Origin of the sequence: Sphingomonas sp. (assembly GCF_032114135.1) — a bacterium.
Taxonomy (GTDB): domain Bacteria; phylum Pseudomonadota; class Alphaproteobacteria; order Sphingomonadales; family Sphingomonadaceae; genus Sphingomonas.
Genome location: NZ_DAMCTA010000001.1, coordinates 44410 through 62703, shown reverse-complemented (window position 1 = coordinate 62703; position 18294 = coordinate 44410). Strand labels below are relative to the sequence as shown.

Annotated in this window: 15 protein-coding genes; 10 read left to right on the top strand and 5 right to left on the bottom strand. The window is 66.8% G+C overall.

The features are described 5' to 3' along the window. The 3 genes from RT655_RS00285 (at nucleotide 1) to RT655_RS00275 (ending at nucleotide 5236) form a co-directional block, all read left to right on the top strand. The gene (locus RT655_RS00285; protein ID WP_313534322.1) at nucleotides 1-2727 is read left to right on the top strand and encodes a TonB-dependent receptor; all 2727 of its coding nucleotides are present in this window, start codon (nucleotides 1-3) and stop codon (nucleotides 2725-2727) included. A gap of 211 nt (nucleotides 2728-2938) precedes the next feature. After that, nucleotides 2939-4303: an MFS transporter gene (locus tag RT655_RS00280; protein ID WP_313534320.1), complete on the top strand. Its 1365-nt coding sequence runs from the start codon at nucleotides 2939-2941 to the stop codon at nucleotides 4301-4303. Nucleotides 4304-4537: 234 nt separating this feature from the next. Continuing rightward, the gene (locus RT655_RS00275) at nucleotides 4538-5236 is read left to right on the top strand and encodes a VIT family protein (protein WP_313534319.1); all 699 of its coding nucleotides are present in this window, start codon (nucleotides 4538-4540) and stop codon (nucleotides 5234-5236) included. A gap of 38 nt (nucleotides 5237-5274) precedes the next feature. On the opposite strand, the gene RT655_RS00270 is transcribed toward RT655_RS00275, so the two are convergent. Continuing rightward, nucleotides 5275-5886, bottom strand: coding sequence for a hypothetical protein (locus tag RT655_RS00270; protein ID WP_313534317.1), 612 nt, complete (start codon nucleotides 5884-5886; stop codon nucleotides 5275-5277). Between the two features lie 44 nt (nucleotides 5887-5930). Continuing rightward, nucleotides 5931-7427: a replicative DNA helicase gene (locus RT655_RS00265; RefSeq protein WP_313534315.1), complete on the bottom strand. Its 1497-nt coding sequence runs from the start codon at nucleotides 7425-7427 to the stop codon at nucleotides 5931-5933. An 81-nt stretch (nucleotides 7428-7508) separates the two neighbouring features. Here RT655_RS00265 and RT655_RS00260 point away from each other — a divergent pair, with 81 nt between their 5' ends. From RT655_RS00260 to RT655_RS00250, 3 genes are read left to right on the top strand one after another with little or no spacing between them, the layout of a single operon-like run. Continuing rightward, nucleotides 7509-7991 (top strand): UPF0262 family protein, encoded by a 483-nt coding sequence (locus RT655_RS00260; protein ID WP_313534314.1) that lies wholly within the window; start codon nucleotides 7509-7511, stop codon nucleotides 7989-7991. Between the two features lie 5 nt (nucleotides 7992-7996). Next, nucleotides 7997-8446, top strand: a complete 450-nt coding sequence (locus tag RT655_RS00255) for a cytidine deaminase (protein ID WP_313534313.1) — start codon at nucleotides 7997-7999, stop codon at nucleotides 8444-8446. A 56-nt stretch (nucleotides 8447-8502) separates the two neighbouring features. Next, nucleotides 8503-9939 (top strand): AMP nucleosidase, encoded by a 1437-nt coding sequence (locus tag RT655_RS00250; RefSeq protein WP_313534312.1) that lies wholly within the window; start codon nucleotides 8503-8505, stop codon nucleotides 9937-9939. Between the two features lie 39 nt (nucleotides 9940-9978). Here the strand turns inward: RT655_RS00250 and RT655_RS00245 are convergent, their stop codons facing one another. Continuing rightward, a complete protein-coding gene (locus RT655_RS00245) occupies nucleotides 9979-10494 on the bottom strand; it encodes a GNAT family N-acetyltransferase (RefSeq protein WP_313534311.1) in 516 nt (171 codons plus the stop codon). 114 nt (nucleotides 10495-10608) lie between these two features. Between RT655_RS00245 and rimO the strand changes: the two genes are divergently transcribed. The 4 genes from rimO (at nucleotide 10609) to RT655_RS00225 (ending at nucleotide 15508) form a co-directional block, all read left to right on the top strand. Then, nucleotides 10609-11940, top strand: a complete 1332-nt coding sequence (gene rimO, locus RT655_RS00240; protein WP_313534308.1) for a 30S ribosomal protein S12 methylthiotransferase RimO — start codon at nucleotides 10609-10611, stop codon at nucleotides 11938-11940. A 61-nt stretch (nucleotides 11941-12001) separates the two neighbouring features. Further along, on the top strand, nucleotides 12002-13402 hold the full coding sequence (locus RT655_RS00235) for a serine hydrolase domain-containing protein (RefSeq protein ID WP_313534307.1): 1401 nt from the start codon (nucleotides 12002-12004) through the stop codon (nucleotides 13400-13402). Then, on the top strand, nucleotides 13399-14040 hold the full coding sequence (locus tag RT655_RS00230) for a hypothetical protein (protein WP_313534306.1): 642 nt from the start codon (nucleotides 13399-13401) through the stop codon (nucleotides 14038-14040). Before RT655_RS00235 ends, RT655_RS00230 begins: the two co-directional genes overlap by 4 nt. A 73-nt stretch (nucleotides 14041-14113) precedes the next feature. Continuing rightward, nucleotides 14114-15508: a leucyl aminopeptidase family protein gene (locus tag RT655_RS00225; RefSeq protein ID WP_313534304.1), complete on the top strand. Its 1395-nt coding sequence runs from the start codon at nucleotides 14114-14116 to the stop codon at nucleotides 15506-15508. Here RT655_RS00225 and RT655_RS00220 read toward each other — a convergent pair. Next, entirely contained in the window at nucleotides 15486-17453 is a 1968-nt protein-coding gene (locus RT655_RS00220; protein ID WP_313534303.1) for a putative bifunctional diguanylate cyclase/phosphodiesterase, read from the bottom strand. The genes RT655_RS00225 and RT655_RS00220 overlap by 23 nt on opposite strands. A gap of 34 nt (nucleotides 17454-17487) precedes the next feature. Then, nucleotides 17488-18243, bottom strand: a complete 756-nt coding sequence (gene tpiA, locus RT655_RS00215) for a triose-phosphate isomerase (protein ID WP_313534302.1) — start codon at nucleotides 18241-18243, stop codon at nucleotides 17488-17490. Nucleotides 18244-18294 lie beyond the last annotated feature (51 nt).

Here is an 18294-nt window from a genome sequence, read left to right as displayed (position 1 = left end):
ATGTCGAAACGGGCATTGTTGCTTTCCGCTGGTGTTCTCGCCCTTGCCGCACCGGCGGCAGCGCAGGATCTTCGCGGGTCCGCCGCCAACACCCCCCCCACCGCCGAAAACGACTCGCCCAATTCGGCGGATATCGTCGTGACCGCGACGCGCCGCTCGGAACGACTGTCCAACGTGCCGATCGCGGTGTCGGCCTTCGGCCAGGCGGCGTTGCAGAATTCGGGTGCGACCGACATCCGCCAGATGACGCAGATCGCCCCCTCGCTGCTCGTCTCGTCGACTGGCTCCGAAGCCAATGCCTCGGCACGCGTGCGCGGCATCGGAACCGTGGGCGACAATCCCGGCCTCGAAAGCTCGGTCGCGGTTTTCATCGACGGCATCTATCGCAGCCGCACCGGCTCGGGCCTCAACGACATGGGGGAGATCGAGCGGATCGAGGTGCTGCGCGGGCCGCAGGGCACGCTGTCCGGCCGCAACTCATCTGCGGGCGCGATCAGCATCTACACCAAGGTCCCCGAGTTCAAGTTCGGCGGGTTCGCCGAAGCGACCTATGGCAATTTCAACGCGGTCCGCCTGTCCGGCGCGCTGACCGGCCCGCTGGTGAAGGACGTGGTCGCCTTTCGCGTCGACGGCGTCTATTCGAAGCGCGACGGCTACCTCCACGACGTCGTCAACAATACCGATTACAACGACCGCAACCGCTACTTCGTCCGCGGCCAGCTGCTGTTTACGGTCAACCCCGATCTCGGCATCCGCCTGATCGCCGACTATACCCATCGCAACGAGAAATGTTGCGGCGCCGTCTATATGGACACACGCGAGAAGCTCGATCCGACGCCCGGCAAGCCCGGTGACTTTTCGATCAACCCGGCGGGTAACCGCATCACCGCGATCCTGCGCAGCCTGGGCGCCGTGCTGCCGAGCGAAGGCGATCCTTATAACCGCCAGATCGCGCTGACGCGCGGCCGCGCCTATGCCAACCTCACCACCGATTACGGCGTGTCGGCGCGCGTCCGCTGGAACCTCGGCGCGACCCAGCTGACCTCGCTCACCGCCTATCGCGAGTACAAGTCGGCGGGCGCCGGCGACATCGATTACGGCAATGTCGACATCGCCTATCGCCCCAATGACGGCAACGCCTATCGCCAGTTCCACACCTTCAGCCACGAAAGCCGCTTCTCGGGCACGATCCTGGACAACAAGCTCGACTGGCTGGTCGGCGGCTATTACGCGCACGAGAAGCTGCGGGTGGCGGACAATCTCCGCTTCGGTACCCAGTACGGCGCCTTCGCCGCCTGCCGCATGGTGGCGACGATCAATGCGGCCGCGGCGCTGCGCGACCCCACCCGTCCGGGCTGCCTCAGCGCCGCCGGCCGCGCGGTGCTCACCCCCGCAGTGGGGCCCCAGATCATCGGCGGCATCGACCGGCTGAGCACGCTCAACGATCTCGGCTCGACGCTCGACCTTTACGATCAGACCAGCGAGAACTGGGCCTTCTTCACCCACAATATCTACAAGCTGACCAAGACGCTGAGCTTCACCCTGGGCGCGCGCTACACGCATGAAAGCAAGTCGCTGAAGGCCGCGTTCAACAACAATAACACCGTCTGCCCGGCGCAGCAGGCGGCGATGGCGCCATTGCTCGCCAGCACCAATGCGACGCTACAGTCGCTGGCGGGCGGCATCGTCACGCTGACCTGCACCGGCAATTCCACCTCGGCGCTGACCGGCGTGCCGTTCGCGGACAAGTTCAAGGAGGGCCAGGTCACCGGCACCGCGGTGCTCTCGTGGAAGCCGGCGGAGAGCACGCTCTTCTACGCCTCCTATGCGCGCGGCTACAAGGCGGGCGGATACAATCTCGATCGCTCGGACCTGTCGGCAACGGTGTTCGCCACCCCGCGCCAGTCGGCGGTGACCAATCTGCGCTTTGACCCCGAGACAGTGAACGCGTTCGAGATTGGCGCCAAATACAGCGCGCGGCACATCACCGCCAACCTGGCGCTGTACCGTTCGGAGTTCACCAACTTCCAGCTCAACACCTTCAACGGCACCAGCTACATCGTCCAGAATATCGGCGGGTGCAGCACCGCGCTGAACGGCGCCGACCGCGACAACAGCACGGCCACGGGCGCCTGCACCGGCAGCGTCGGCAAGGGCGTGGTGACGCAGGGCGTGGAACTGGAGCTCGGCTTCTACCCGACCTCCAACTTCACGGTGAACCTCGGCTACACGCTCGCGGATGCCAAGTACCAGCACGACCTGGTCGGCTCCAAGGCGGGCGAGCCGCTCAATGCCGCGCTGTTCCTGCTTCCCGGCAGCCAGATGTCCAACGCGCCCCGCAACACGGTGACCAGCGCGGTGACCTGGACTCCGGCAATCGGCAGCAACGGCATGACCGGCCTGCTCTATGTCGATGGCCGCATGACCAGCGACTACAACACCGGCTCGGACCTCTTCGTCGAGAAGCTGCAGGACGGCTTCGTCACGATGAACGCCCGCATCGGCGTGCGCGGGCCCGACGAGAAATGGGCGGTGGAGCTGTGGGCGCAGAACCTGCTCGACACCAACTATCAGCAGGTCGCGTTCAACCTGCCCTTCCAGGGTGCGGGCAGCAGCTCGCAGGTCCAGGCGTTCGGCGCGCCCAGCTTCGCGGTGGGCAACGCGATGTTCGGCTCGTTCCTCGCCGAGCCGCGCACCTATGGCCTGACGGTGCGTACGCGGTTCTGAGGCGATAGGGCGGAAAATCAAAGCGTCTCCTCCCCCGCCAGGGGGAGGTGGCGTCGAAGGCGACGGAGGGGGAACCTCACCGCCGTGCTTTCTCCCCCTCCAACCCGCCGCGCGACCACCTCCCGCTGGCGGGGAAGGATATACTTGCCTTCGGCTGGTCCTCGTGTCCTGCCCCCGCTACAGCCGGCACGATGCAGCGCCAGATCCGCCGATGAGCGACACCGCCCCGCCCCCGCCCCGCCATGGCGGCTGGATCATCGCGGCATGCATGTGCGCCTCCAGCCTCGCCTTTCTCGACGGATCGGTGACCAACGTCGCGCTGCCGACGATCGGCCGGACGCTCGCCGCCGATCCGGCGACGCTCCCGTGGATCATCAACGCCTACCTCCTGCCGCTCTCCGCCCTCCTCCTGTTCGGCGGGGCGACCGGCGACTATTTCGGCCGCCGCCGGATGCTGATCCTGGGCGTGGTGATCTTCGCGCTGGCCTCGCTCGGCTGCGCACTGTCCAGCGGCACCGACGTGCTGCTCGCCGCGCGCGCACTGCAGGGGATCGGGGCGGCGATCCTGATGCCCAACAGCCTCGGCCTCCTCGGCAGCAGCTTCCACGGCGAGGCCCGCGGGCGCGCGATCGGCACCTGGGCTTCGGCGGGCGCGATCGCCTCCGCGGTCGGACCACCGCTTGGCGGCTGGCTGGTCGACACGGTCGGCTGGCGTGCGATCTTCTATCTTAACCTGCCCGTCGCGGCGGCGGCGATCCTGATCGCCTGGCGCTTCGTCCCCGAAAGCCCGCGCGGCAAGGGCGGGCTCGACTGGTTGGGCGCGGCGCTTGCCACTGTCGGGCTGGGCAGTCTGACCTGGGCGCTCACCCTCTGGTCGAGCAGCCATGCGGTCTCCACCCAGTCGACCATCGGGCTGATCGGCGGCGTCGCGCTGCTCGGCGGCTTCGTGCTCCACCAGCACCGGCTGGGCGAACGCGCGATGATGCCGCTGGCGCTGTTCGGCTCGCTGCCCTTTGTCGGCCTCACCGTGCTGACGCTGCTGCTCTATGGCGCGCTGGGCGGGCTGATCCTGTTGCTGCCCTATCTGCTGATCGTCGGCGGCAGCTATCCGCCCGCACAGGCAGGGCTGGCGCTGCTCCCCTTCTCGGTCGTGATCGGCGTCTCTTCGCGCTTCGCCGGGCGGCTGGCGGCGCGGATCGGTGGGCGATGGCCGCTGTCGATCGGGCCGATGGTGACGGGGCTCGGCTTCTGGCTGCTGTCCGGCGCCGACCCGCAGGCGAGCTACTGGACGAGCATCCTGCCCGGCATGCTGGTGCTGTCGCTGGGCATGGCGGGCGCGGTGGCGCCGCTGACCACGGCGGTGCTCGCCTCGGTCGACGACCGCTTCACCGGGACCGCGTCGGGCTTCAACAGTGCGATCGCGCGGACCGGCGGGCTGGTCGCGACCGCGCTCGCCGGCGCGGTGCTCTCCCAGACGGGCGCGGCGCTGGTCGGCGGATTCCATATCGCCGCGCTGGTTTGCGCAGCGCTCGCAATTGCGGCCGGCGTGACGGCGTTCCTGACGCTCAACAAGTGATATTGAGTAGCAATACTGCGATTTCTCCCACCGTCATCCCGGCGAAAGCCGTGATCTATACGCCACGCGGTCGTACCAAGCGCTGAGCGGAAAATCCCAATAGATTCTGGCTTTCGCCGGATGACGGTGACCGAGGGGGGCTGTCCCCTACCCAAATGTCCCCCACTGGAACTCCCCCATTGCTGCGCGGGGCGCACCGCTCCATCCTCCGGCCACCATTACCGGAGGTGGTCCATGCGCCCGCACCGCGAACAGCATCTCGTCGCCCGGATCGGCTGGCTGCGCGCCGCCGTGCTGGGAGCGAATGACGGCATCGTTTCCACCGCCAGCCTGATCCTGGGCGTCGCCGCCTCCGGGGCCGAGCGGCCGGCGCTGCTCGTCGCGGGCGTGGCGGGGCTGGTGGCGGGCGCGATGTCGATGGCGGCGGGCGAATATGTTTCGGTCAGCTCGCAATCCGATACCGAACGCGCCGACCTCGCCCGCGAGCGGGAGGAACTCGCGACCACGCCCGAGGCCGAGCAGCGCGAGTTGACCGAGATCTACATCGCCCGCGGCGTCGACGCCGCCACCGCCAAGGCCGTGGCCGTGGCCGAGCAGATGATGGCGCACAACGCGCTGGAAGCGCATGCCCGCGACGAGCTCCACATCACCGAGATGACCACCGCGCGGCCGGTGGTCGCCGCGTTCACCTCGGCGGCGACCTTCACCGCGGGCGCGGCGCTACCACTGCTGCTGGCCGCGCTGCTGCCGATGCGCTGGATGGCGGCGGGCGAAGCGGCGGGATCGATCCTGTTCCTCGCCTTGCTCGGCGCGCTGGGCGCGATCACCGGCGGCGCCAAGCCGCTCAAGCCAGTGGTACGCGTGGTGTTCTGGGGCGCGCTGGCAATGGCGTTGACTGCGGGAATCGGGCGGGTTGTGGGGACGAGTGTTTGAGGAGATCAAACCTGTACCGATGCCCGTCATCGCTTAGTTCACGGGTGCGGATAGCGCCAGAAGTACCAAGTAGCCAAAATCGCAACAGCCGCGAGCAACGCACCCAATCCTCCGAAGATTGTGCCCCAGCGCGTCCACCAGCTTTCGTTGCTTTCCACTGGTTGATTGTTGCTAACCCCGGGGCCCGCGACTGGCGCGTAGAAGCGGTTGATGTCTCTACCAGCCACTTGCGACGAGGTGGCAATCGGATCGGACGCAGCCGTTGCACGCTTTTCGGATGTAATAAGAACCCAAAGTTTCGGGCACGGTATCAACCTGTCTTGGTCCAGTTCGTCAGCGTCCGTGAATATCCGTTTGGTATCCCAATCAACCTCAAAAGCGTCGGCGTTTAGCGCGAGCAGGATCCTACTTAGCGCGCTCTTGTAAGCGTCACTGTGAAGGCGCACGAAAAATGAGCCAGCGTCCGGGCTCGTTTTAACGAGCCCTTGCCGTCGCAGGTCCGTAACGATGCTGTTGAACAGGCGCGTGTCGACGGTGGTACTGTAGTCCGTTTGGAAGTCCTGCCGCGACATAGACCGACGGTCCGGGCGATGTGAATCGATGAACATGCTGACCAACAGCCGATGTTCGGCCAGCTCCACATTGTTCACACCCGCCCCCTTCAAGAACAGCTACGACGAACTGCTGACTACCCTCAATACCCCTCCGGCGCCAGATCGCTGAACTTGGTGAACTGCCGGTCGAAGCGCATATGCACCGAGCCCGTGGCACCATGGCGCTGCTTGGCGATGATCACCGTCGCCTTGTTCGCCACTTCCAGCTGCTTGGCCTGCCATTCCTCATAGGCCATGCGCTCCTCGGCGGTCTCGGTGCCGTCGGGAACCTTCGTCGGCGCCTTGAAGTCGTGATAATATTCGTCGCGATACACGAACAGCACGATATCGGCGTCCTGCTCGATCGAGCCGGATTCGCGAAGGTCGGACAGCTGCGGGCGCTTGTCCTCGCGGCTTTCGACCGCGCGGCTCAGCTGGGAGAGCGCCAGCACCGGGACATGGAGTTCCTTGGCCAGCGTCTTGAGGCCGCGCGAAATCTCCGAGATTTCCTGCACGCGCCCGTCGCCCGAGGCCTTGGCCGAGCCGGTGAGCAGCTGGAGATAGTCGACGATCACCATGCCGATCTTGTGCTGGCGCTTCAGCCGCCGCGCGCGGGTGCGAAGGGCCGCGATGGTGAGGCCCGGCGTGTCGTCGATGTAGAGCGGCAACCGCTCCAGATCGCCCGCGGCGCGCGCGAACTTCTGGAATTCGGCGTTGCTCAGCTGGCCGGTACGCAGCTTTTCCGAGACGACCTCGGCCTGCTCGGACAGGATACGCATCGCCAGCTGGTCGGCCGACATTTCGAGGCTGAAGAATGCCACCGGCGCGCCGATCGACTTCTCCTCGGCGATGCCGGCGTCGAGATCGTCCATGTAGCGCTTGGCGGCGTTGAACGCGATGTTGGTGGCGAGCGAGGTCTTGCCCATGCCCGGACGGCCGGCGAGGATCAGCAGGTCCGATCGGTTGAAACCGCCGGTCGAGGCGTTGAGGTCGCTCAGGCCCGTGGTGATGCCCGAGATGCCGCCGCCCGAGTTCATCGCCTTTTCGGCCTGCTTCACCGCGAGCGTGGCGGCGCGGGTGAAGGACTTCACGCCGGCATCGGTGTCGCCCTGCTCGGCGACCTGGTAGAGCTTGAGCTCGGCCTGCTCGATCTGCTTGGAGGGGTTGATGTCCTGGCTGGTGTCGAGCGCGCCCTCCACCATGCCGCGACCCACATCGACCAGCGCGCGGAGCTGGGCGAGATCGTAGATCTGATCGGCGAAGGAGCGCGCGCCGATCAGGCTGGCCGGGTTGCCGGTCAGCTGGGCGAGATAGGCCGGGCCGCCCAGCTCCTTCATCGCCGTGTCGTGCGCGAAGAGCGGGCGCAGCGTCACCGGGGTGGCGAGGCGGTTGTCGCCCACCAGCAGGGTGATCTGCTCGTAGATGCGGCCGTGCAGCGGCTCGAAGAAATGCTCGGGTCGCAGCTTCTGGAGCACGTCCTCGGCGACTCGGTTGTCGATCATCATCGCGCCAAGCAGGGCTGCTTCGGCTTCGACATTCTGCGGGAGACTCAGGCCCTCTTGGGGCTCGGGTGCTGGAAAGGGAATCGGCTGTGCCATGCCTTCCTCATCGGCCACTGTGGGGGGTACGGCAACCGCATGGCTTGTGGAAAACGGGGAATGCTTCCAAAGCTGCGGCCTATGGCCGATCCGCGGATCATCGACGTGACCCTCGACGAGCGCACCATCCTGTGGCGCTCGGCGGATATCGAGCAGGAACGGCGGATCGCGATCTACGATCTGCTCGAGGACAACCACTTCGCCCCCCAGCGCGTGCAGGCCGATGGCTATGCCGGTCCGTACAAGCTGCACCTCAGCGTCGAGGAAGGGCGGCTGGCGCTGGCGATTCGCCGCGCCGACGATACGCCGCTGGAGACGATCGTGCTCGGCCTCGCCCGCTTCCGCCGGCCGATCCGCGACTATTTCGCGATCTGCGACAGCTATTACCAGGCGATCCGCGCCGCGACGCCCGCGCAGATCGAGACGGTCGACATGGCGCGGCGCGGCATCCACAACGACAGCGCCGAGCTGCTCCGCACCGCGCTGGAGGGCAAGATCGACGTCGATTTCGATACCGCGCGACGGCTATTCACGCTGATCTGCGTGCTCCACATCAAGGGATGAGTTTCATGACCACCGACACCAGCGCGCTGATCGCAGCCGCCCGCACCGCTGCGCGCCATGCACACGCGCCCTATTCGAACTTCGGCGTCGGCGCCGCGGTGCTGCTGACCGACGGCACCGTGGTGACAGGCGCCAATTTTGAGAATGCAAGCTACGGCCTGTCGCTCTGCGCGGAGACGGTGGCGCTGGCGACGGTCTCCGCGCGGGGGCGGCTGCGCGACGTGGCGGAGATCGCGGTGATCGGCGGGCCGATCGGACCGGACGGGGTACCGACGGGGACCGTACCGGTCAGCCCCTGCGGCCGCTGCCGCCAGGTGATCAACGAGGCCGCCCAGCTCGGCAGGCGCGACCTGCCCGTCCATTGCGGCGCGGCCGAGGGCGATGCGGTGGCGAGCTACCGCCTCTCCGAGCTGCTACCCCAGGCGTTCGGCCCGGGCGATCTCGGCATCAGTTGAGGGGCTCGTTCCACCGCCGACTTGCCAGCGTCATCTTCCGCGCTTAGCGATGGAAGATGACTCAAGCCTCCGATATCGTCGCCGACCTCGATCGGCTCTATCGCGCCTCGGTCGAACGACTGCAGCAGGCGCTCAACCGCTACATCACCGACGGCACTACCCCCGATCCCGAGACGCGGACCGACGGCAGCTTCGCCTATCCGGAGCTCCGCGTCACCTATCGCGGCGGCGTCAACAAGCCGATCCCGCGCCGCTCGTTCGGTCGGCTGGTCGAAGCGGGCGACTACCGCATCTCGGTGACGCGTCCGGCGATGTTCGCCGAATATCTCACCGAGCAGCTGACCTTCCTAATCGAGGATTACGACGTCGAGGTGCATGCGGTCACCGGGCGGCAGGAAATTCCCTTCCCCTATGTGCTCGATCCCAACACGATCCTGAGCCTGGACGACATCTCGGCGACCGAGCTGGGGCGCCATTTCCCGGCAACCGAGCTGTCGCATATCGGCGACGAGATCGCCGACGGCATCTGGATCAGCCAGGACGAGATCCGGCCGCTGGCGCTGTTCGATGCGCTGCGCACCGATTTCTCGCTGGCGCGGCTCAAGCATTATACCGGCACGCCGGTCGAGCATTTCCAGCAGTACATCCTGTTCACCAACTATCACCGCTATGTCGACGAGTTCGTCCGCTGGGCCTGCGCGCAGCTGGGACCGGACAGCCGCTTCACCGGGGTGTCGGGTGCGGGCGGGATCGTGATCGAGGATGCGGCGGACGCCGACCGGCTGGTCAGCGACGGCGCGTGGCGGCGGCACCAGATGCCAGCCTACCACCTGATGGCCGAGGGCGGCACCGGGATCACGCTGGTCAATATCGGCGTCGGCCCCTCCAACGCGAAGACGATCACCGATCATCTCGCGGTGATCCGCCCCGAGGCGTGGCTGATGATCGGCCATTGCGGCGGCCTGCGTCCCAGCCAGCGGATCGGCGACTATGTGCTCGCCCACGCCTATCTGCGCGACGACCACATCATGGACGATGTGCTGCCGCCGGAGATCCCCATCCCCGCCATCGCCGAAGTCCAGCAGGCGCTGGCGCGGGCGGCGGAGACGGTCTCGGGTCAGTCGGGCGACGAGCTCAAGCAGCGCCTACGCACCGGCACGATCGTCACCACCGACGATCGCAACTGGGAGCTGCGCTATTCCCAGTCGGCGCTGCGCTTCTCGCTGAGCCGCGCGGTGGGCGTGGACATGGAATCCGCGACGCTGGCAGCGCAGGGCTATCGCTTCCGCGTGCCCTATGGGACGCTGCTCTGCGTCTCGGACAAGCCGCTTCACGGCGAGCTCAAGCTTCCCGGCCAGGCCAACCGCTTCTACGAGCGCGCGATCGCCGAGCATCTCAAGATCGGCATCGAGGCATGCGAGGAGCTCCGCCGCGAGGGCGCCAAGCTCCACAGCCGCAAGCTGCGCGCGTTCAACGAACCGCCGTTCCGGTGATCCGGAGGGGTGCCCCGGCTTCGGGCGGGGCACCCTCGATCAGAATACCGTTTCGAGCAGCACCACGCTGGGGTCACCCTCGACCTCGCGCGCGACGAAGCCCATTTCGCGCTCCAGCTCGATCGCGAGGTGGTTCTCGCGGCTCTCGATCGACTGGAGCCGCTTGACGCCGCGTGCCTTGGCCTCGGCGGTGATGTAGTTGAGCAGGCTCCAGCCTACCCCCTGCCCCTTACGATCGGCGCGGATCGAGATCGCGACCTCGGCGGTCTCCAGCGTGTCGTCGCAGGCGAGCATGCCCGAACCGACCAGCTCGCCCTCGGCCGTGAACGCCAGATAGCTCTCGGTCTTCTGGTGATCGACCTCGATCAGCGCCTTGGCCTGGTGCGGCTGGAGCTGCGGCGCCGCGGTGAAGAAGCGAAAGCGGCGATCCTCGTTCGAGACATGGCCGAAAAAGTCGCGGAGCAGCGCCGCGTCGTCGGGACGCACGGTGCGCACGTCGATGACGAGCCCGGAGCGGGTCGGCAGCTGGACAGGCTCTGCGGTGGTCGCGGTCATGACGAAATCTCCCGGTGTTGCTGGCCTGCCCGTACCATGGCGGGCCGGATCGGCCATCCGTAAACGCCCCATGGCTGGCAATTTCCGCGAAAAGGCCTATGTGCGCCAACGATCATGGCAACGCGACTCCCCGAAGCCCCCAAGGTGGGCATGGTGTCGCTCGGCTGTCCCAAGAATCTGGTCGACTCCGAGCGTATCCTGACAAAGCTCCGTTCGGACGGCTATGCGCTGTCGCCCGACTATGCCGGCGCGGACGTCGTGCTGGTGAATACCTGCGGGTTCCTCGACAGCGCCAAGGAAGAATCGCTCGAAGCGATCGGCGAGGCGATCGCCGAGAATGGCCGGGTGATCGTCACCGGCTGCATGGGCAAGGAAGCCGAGGTCATCCGTGCCCGCTTCCCCAACGTGCTCGCGGTCACCGGCGCGCATCAATATGAGGAAGTGGTCGGCGCGGTGCACACCGCGGCGCCGATGCCGCCCTCGCCCTTCGTCAACCTGGTGCCGGACAGCGGGCTCAAGCTCACCCCGCGCCACTACAGTTATCTGAAGATCTCTGAAGGCTGCAACCACCGCTGCAGCTTCTGCATCATCCCGTCGCTGCGCGGCGATCTCGTCAGCCGCCGCCCCGACGCGATCCTGCGCGAGGCGGAGAAGCTGGTCGCGGCCGGCACCAAGGAACTGCTGGTCATCAGCCAGGATACCTCGGCCTACGGCATCGACATCCGCAAGGAGCCCCGCGCCTGGAAGGGCCGCGAGGTGGTGCCGCATATGACCGACCTCGCCCGCGAGCTCGGCCAGATCGCGCCCTGGGTGCGGCTGCACTATGTCTACCCCTATCCGCATGTCGATCAGGTGATCCCGCTGATGGCGGAGGGGCTGGTGCTCCCGTATCTCGACATCCCGTTCCAGCACGCCGCGCCGAACGTGCTGCGCGCGATGAAGCGCCCGGCGAACGAAGCCAAGGTGCTCGAGCGGCTGCGCGGCTGGCGCGAAATCGCCCCGGACATCACGATCCGCTCGACCTTCGTCGTCGGCTTCCCCGGCGAGACCGAGGAAGACTTCCAGTATTTGCTCGACTGGCTCGACGAAGCCCAGCTCGACCGCGTCGGCGCGTTCCGCTTCGAGCCGGTCGAAGGCGCCTCGGCCAATGACCTGCCCGGCGCCGTGCCGGAGGCGGTCAAGGAAGAGCGCTACGCCCGGATCATGGAGAAGACCGCCGCGATCAGTGCCGCCAAGCTCCAGGCCAAGATCGGCCGCAAGCTCGACGTGATCATCGACGCGGTCGACGAGGACGGCGGCGCGACCGGCCGCAGCCAGACCGATGCGCCGGAGATCGACGGCGAAGTCTTCCTGCGCGACGCCGGGCACCTCGAACAGGGCGACATCGTCCCCGTGCTGATCGAGGACGCCGACGAGCACGATCTCTACGGCGTACCGATGGGCTGATCATCGTTGGCAGGGTGCGCCGGCAGCGCTAAGCCGTCGGGCAGTATCTCCCGGAGGCCCGATGTTCCGTTCCGCTGTTGCCGCCACCCTGCTGATCGCCACCCCCGCCGCCGCCCAGCAGCTCACGCCCGAGCAGACCGCCAAGGTCGACACGATCGTCGCGGATGCGCTGAAGAGCGGCGGCGTGCCCTCCGCCTCGATCGCGATCGTTCGCGACGGCAAGATCGTCTTCACCAAGGCCTATGGCGACCAGGGCCCCGGCATCGCCAAGGGGCCGGATGTCAACGCGAAGTACCAGATCGCCTCAGTCTCCAAGCAGTTCACCGCCGCGGCGATCCTGCTGCTGGAGAACGAGGGCAAGCTCAGCCTCGACGACAAGGTGTCGAAATGGGTGCCGGACGTGACCGACGCGGACAAGATCACCATCCGTCAGCTGCTCAGCCACACCGCCGGCCTGCAGGATTACTGGCCGCAGGACTATAGCTTCAAGGCGATGGAGACGGCGGTGACGCCGCAGCAGATCGTCGATCACTGGGCCAAGAAGGCGCTCGACTTCGCCCCCGGCACCGCCTGGCAATATTCGAACACCGGCTATGTCGTCGCCGGCATGATCATAGAGAAGGCGTCGGGCCGGAAGCTGCTCGACTATCTCCAGGCGAAGATCTTCAAGCCGCTGGGCATGCAGGCGATCGACCAGGACAAGGCGGTCGGCAAGGGCTTCCCGCAAGGCACGCACCGCTACGCGCTGGGGCCTGTGCGCCCCGCCAAGCCGGCCGCGGATGGCTGGCTATGGGCGGCCGGCGAGCTGGCGATGAGCGCCGCCGATCTCGCCAAATGGGACATTGCCCGCATCGACCGCAAGGTGCTCACGCCCGCCGACTGGGCGGCGCAGGAGACCGAAGTGAAGCTCGCCGATGGCGCGCCTACGCATTACGGCCTCGGCGTCTCGCTGGGCGAGCATGGCGGCAAGAAGGAAGTCTCGCATGGCGGCGAAGCGGTGGGTTTCCTCTCCACCAACGTCGTCATTCCCGAGGAACGCTTTGCCGTCGTCTCGCTGGTCAGCGCCGATTTCGGCGGCGCGCACGACGCCATCGCCCAGGGCATCACCGACATGCTGTTGCCGGTCGGCAAGCCTGCTGCCGCAGCATCGCTCGACCAACAGCGCGACGGCCTCGCCCGGAAGCTGTTCGACCAGCTCCGCGCAGGCACGCCGGATCGTAGCCTGATGACCGAGGATGCCAACTATTTCTTCGATGCCACCGCGCTGGGCGACTACCGCGCCAGCCTAGCGCCGCTGGGCGAGCCGCTCGCATTCGAGCCGATCGGCAAGGCGCGACTGCGCGGGGGCTTCGTCAACAGGAACTACCGAATCCGGTACCAGGATCGCCAGTTGATCGCAGTGACCTATACCGAGCCCGGCGTCGACGGCAAGTTCGAGCAGTTCCTGGTCATGCCGCGGTGAGCGAGGAAGCCGAAAGCCGCGCCAAAGACCGCGCCGAGGCCGCCAAGGTACGGCGGCGCTGGATAACGCTGGGCGAGATCCTGGCCGTCGCCGCGGTGCTGATCTCCGGCCTCACGCTGTGGAACAACTGGAACGACCGCCGCGAAACAAAGGCCGAGCGGGCAGCGACCGAGCAGCGCGCATCCGCCAAGGTGGCCAAGCTGGTGCTGGTCGCTGCCGAAGGCGGCAACCAGACGCTGACGCTCAAGCCCGCTGCCGCCGAGCAATCGGTACAGAGCCAGAGCATCCTGTTCCCGACCGCGCTGGGCGTCTCCCCCGCCGCGACCACCGGCGAGCCGCGCATCGAGGGCGGCTGGTTCGAACATGCCCTGGTCAAGGCGCGCGAGGTCGCCGGCCTGCCCGACAACAGCCGCGGCGACGAGCGGCTGCCGGTGGCGATCGTCACCCAGTACCTCGCCGACGGCGATCCGCACGAGGACGTGGCGCTATACGATGTCGGCTATACCATCTCGGGCAAGTTCCTCGGCGGCCACAGCGTCACGCTGCGCGGCATTTCGCTGGTGGCGAAGGTGAAGCGTGACCATGCCCAGGCTAGGCTGGATGCGCGGTGGAAGACGCTGCTGCCCGCGGCGAAGTGATCGGGAAGCCCTGCCCAAAAAACCAGGGGGGTGCGGGCTAGGCGCGGGGCGTCCGGCGTCCTAGATCAGGCGCATGACGGATCTCAACACGCTCGTTCAGCCCGACCGCGGCCAGGCCGCTCGCACCATCCACCTGATCGACGCCAAGGGCTATGACGCCTGGCTCGCCGCGCAGCCGCCGCGCCACCGCGCTGCCGCCGCCGCGCAGAAGCTCAGCGGCTCGGCCTTTTCCAGCGCGATCCTGCCCGGTGATGCGCCCGAGGACTGGTCGGTCGTTTCGGTGGTCGCCAATGTCGAAAAGCTGGGCCCCTGGTGCCTCGCCAAGCTGGCGGAAACGCTGCCCGAAGGCAGCTACCGCGTCGAAGGCGTGGAGCCCGGCAAGGCAATCTATGGCTGGCTCGCCGCTCAGTACAAGTTCGATCGCTATCGCAAGGCCGACCCCAAGGCGCAGGGCCCGCGCGTGCTGCTCACTGCTGACCCGGTGAAGATGGAGGAAGCGGTCCGGATGGCCGCCGTGACCTTCAACCTGCGCGACCGGATCAACACCGGCGCCAACGACATGAGCCCGGCCGACCTGGAAGATGCTGGCGCAGAGCTCGCCAAGGCCTATGGCGCTGCCTTCTCGGTGGTGAAGGGCGACGAACTCGCGCAGGGCTATGGCATGCTCCACGCCGTCGGGCAGGCCGCGGGCAAGGGTCGCGAGCCGCGGCTGATCGAGCTCGAATGGGGCAACCCCGAGCATCCGCGCATCGCGATCATCGGCAAGGGCGTGTGCTTCGACAGCGGCGGACTCGACATCAAGCCCGCCAGCGGCATGCGGCTGATGAAGAAGGACATGGGCGGTGCCGCCCACGCCCTCGCGCTTGCCGAACTGGTCATGCAGAACAAGCTGCCGGTGCGGCTCCACATGCTGGTTCCCGCGGTCGAGAATTCGATCTCGGGCGAAGCGACGCGGCCGGGCGACGTGATGACCTCGCGCAAGGGCATCACCGTCGAGAACAGCAACACAGACGCGGAGGGCCGCCTGATCCTTGGGGATGCCCTCACCAAGGCCGAGGAGAAGGACCCCGAGCTGGTGTTCGACTTCGCGACGCTGACCGGTGCCGCACGCGTGGCACTTGGCGCGGACCTTCAGGCGCTGTTCGCCAATGACGATACGCTCGCCGCGGAAATCCTCGCGGCCGGCGAGGAAGAGGCCGATCCGATCTGGCGGATGCCGCTCTATGATCCGTACAAGGATTTGCTGAAGTCGGACGTGGCGGACATGGTCAACGCTGCCGAAGGTCCGTTCGGCGGCGCGATCACGGCGGCGCTGTTCCTCAAGGAATTCGTGCCGGCCAAGGCCCAATGGGCCCATTTCGACATCTTCTGCTGGAACGGCAGCCCCAAGCCGGGCCGGCCCAAGGGCGCCGAGGCGGTAAGCCTGCGCGCCACCTGGAAGGTCCTCAAGGACCGTTACGGCGGATAAGCGCTTCGGCCGCCGGCGGCATCGCGCCGTCGGCGAGCCAGCGCTCGACTTCTTCCTTGTCCATCGGGCGGCCGAACAGATAGCCCTGCCCCTGTGCGCACCCCAAGGCACGGAGCATCTGCGCGGTTTCCAGCGTCTCGATCCCCTCCGCCACCACCGGCAGCTCGAGCGTGCCGGCCAAGCCGAGGATTGCACGGACGATCCGAAGCTTCTCGGCGCTCTCGCTCAGCGAGTCGACGAACGAGCGATCGATCTTGATCTTGTCGAACGGCAGCATGCGCAGATGCTGGATCGACGAATAGCCGGTGCCGAAGTCGTCGAGCGCCAGCTGCACCCCCTGGTTTTTCAGCGACTCGATCGCATGATGTGCCTTTTCCGCATCCACGATCAGCGCGTTTTCGGTGATCTCTACGGTCAGCCGCTGCGGCGGGAAGCCCGTTCGCGCAAGCACGGACAGGATCTTGTGGCTCAACCAGTCGTCGCGCAGCTGGCCGGGGGAGATGTTGATCGCGATATTCGCCGCGACCGGCCACTCACGGGTTTCGGAACAGGCGCGGTCGAGCAGGTCGAGCATCAGGGTGTTGAGCAGCCCGCATTCCTCGGCAATCGGAATGAACTGGTCGGGCCCGATCTCGCTGTCCTCGCGCCGCCAGCGCGCGAGCAACTCGAAGCCGGTAACCCGCCCGGTGCGCAGGTCGATGATCGGCTGGTAGCGCGGGTAGAACAGGCCCTGGGTCAACCCGTCGCGCATCTCCGCCTCGATCGTCGACCGGCGGCGAATCTCGGCGTCCATCTGGCTGGCAAAGGCGCAGTAGCAGCCGCGCCCCGCCTCCTTGGCCTGGTACAGCGCAACGTCGGCCCGGCGCATCAGCGTATCGGCATCCTGCGCATCCTCGGGGTAGAGTGCGATGCCGACGCTGGCGCCGATATGGTGCATGCGCTCGTCGATCAGAAAGGGCCGCGCGACTTCGCGAACGATGGCATGTGCCACGCTGCGCACCCGGTCGAGATCGTCGCCATCGAACGGCAGTGTGATCGCGAACTCGTCCCCGCCCAGCCGATAGCTGCGGCCGCCCTCGCCTACCACCCAGCTTAGCCGCCCGGCAACGGCACGAAGCAACTGGTCGCCAATCGGGTGACCATGGACGTCGTTGATCGACTTGAAGCGATCGAGGTCGACCAACATCAGCCCGAAGCGGTGGGGCTCTGCGCCCCGCAGATATTCTGTGAGTGCCCGGCGATTGGGCAGGCCCGTCAGGGGATCATGATAGGCAAGCTGGTGGGCGCGCTGCTCGGCGAGCCGGGCGCGGCGCTGCCCGGCAGCCATTTCGGCGCGCGAGGCAAGCACGTCAACGAACCCGGCGTGAGTCGCGCCGAACATTCGTAATACCACTGCGGAAACGAGGATGATGTTGATTCCCAACCCGATCAGGAAACGATCCCCAGAAGCGATCAGGCACAAAATGACCGGCGAGGCACCCAGGCCCATCACCAGCCAGGCCGCCACGGGAAACGTCTGCAGACAATAGCAGCAGGTGATCGCCCCGATGAAGATGTAGAGCGCGATGCAGGTGCGTCGCGCCAGGTCCGCTTCCATGAACAGGATCAGCGCCCAGCCTCCGAACGCAAGGCTGAGCAATGCACCCGCGATGATCGTACCGATCAGGTAGCGGCGGATCTTCCGAAGACTAGGCGCCGCGTCAACGCGCCTCGTGAGCCACAAGACGCTGCGGACGGCGGCGGCGACGCCGAGCAGGATCGGCGCCACGACGCTGAGCCGCGTCGAGACCGAACCATAGGAAGCGAAGCCGAGGAACACCGCGTCGAGAAAGACGAGGGTGTACATCAGCGGGATTTGCTGCCCCAGCACCCGATATTGTTCGGTCAGGATCGCTCGGTCGAGCTTGGTCCTTCCCGAGCGTACGAGGTGAATCCGCTGCAGCATGGAGGCCTTGTAGCGCCAGACCCCCGACAACAGGTTAATCCGCCGTCGCTATTTGGGCCGCGGCCTCGATGATCGGCACGAACTTGGCGGCGGTTAGGCTCGCCCCGCCGACCAGCGCGCCGTCGACATCGTCCACAGCGAGAATGGACGCCGCATTGGCGCCACTCACCGAGCCGCCGTACAGGATCCGCATGTCGTTGGCAGACGGGCCGATCATGCCGCGCAGCTTTGCGCGCAGGATGGCATGCATCGTACCGATTTCGTCGAGCGTAGGCGTCTTGCCGGTACCGATCGCCCAGCGCGGCTCATAGGCGATGGTCAGCCAGTCGGGCGAGGCGCCGTCAGGCAGCGACTTCTCGATCTGCGACTGAACGATGCGCTCGGCGCGGCCGGCATCATGCTCGGCCTCGGTCTCGCCGCAGCAAAGGATCACGTTCAGGCCGTGCCGGCGCGCGGCGGCAGCCTTGGCCCAGGTGTGGTGGCTGGTCTCCGCATGATCGGCGCGGCGCTCGGAATGGCCCACGATTACCACCTTGGCCCCCGCCTCCACCAGCATCGGTGCCGAGATGTCGCCGGTATGGGCGCCCTGATCATTCTCGTGCACATCCTGAGCGCCGATCGTGAAACCGGGGGCGATGTTCGCGGCGGCCAGGATCAGGGTGTACGGCACGCAGAGCAGCGCATCGACTTGGGGATGGGCCTGCGCAGCGGCGGCGATCGCCTCGATCTCCCGCAGGTGCGACCGCATGCCGTGCATCTTCCAGTTTCCAGCGACCAACTTGCGGCGCATCCATCACTCCCCGAATGTTTCGGCACAGTCGATACCGATTGCGCCGCGCGG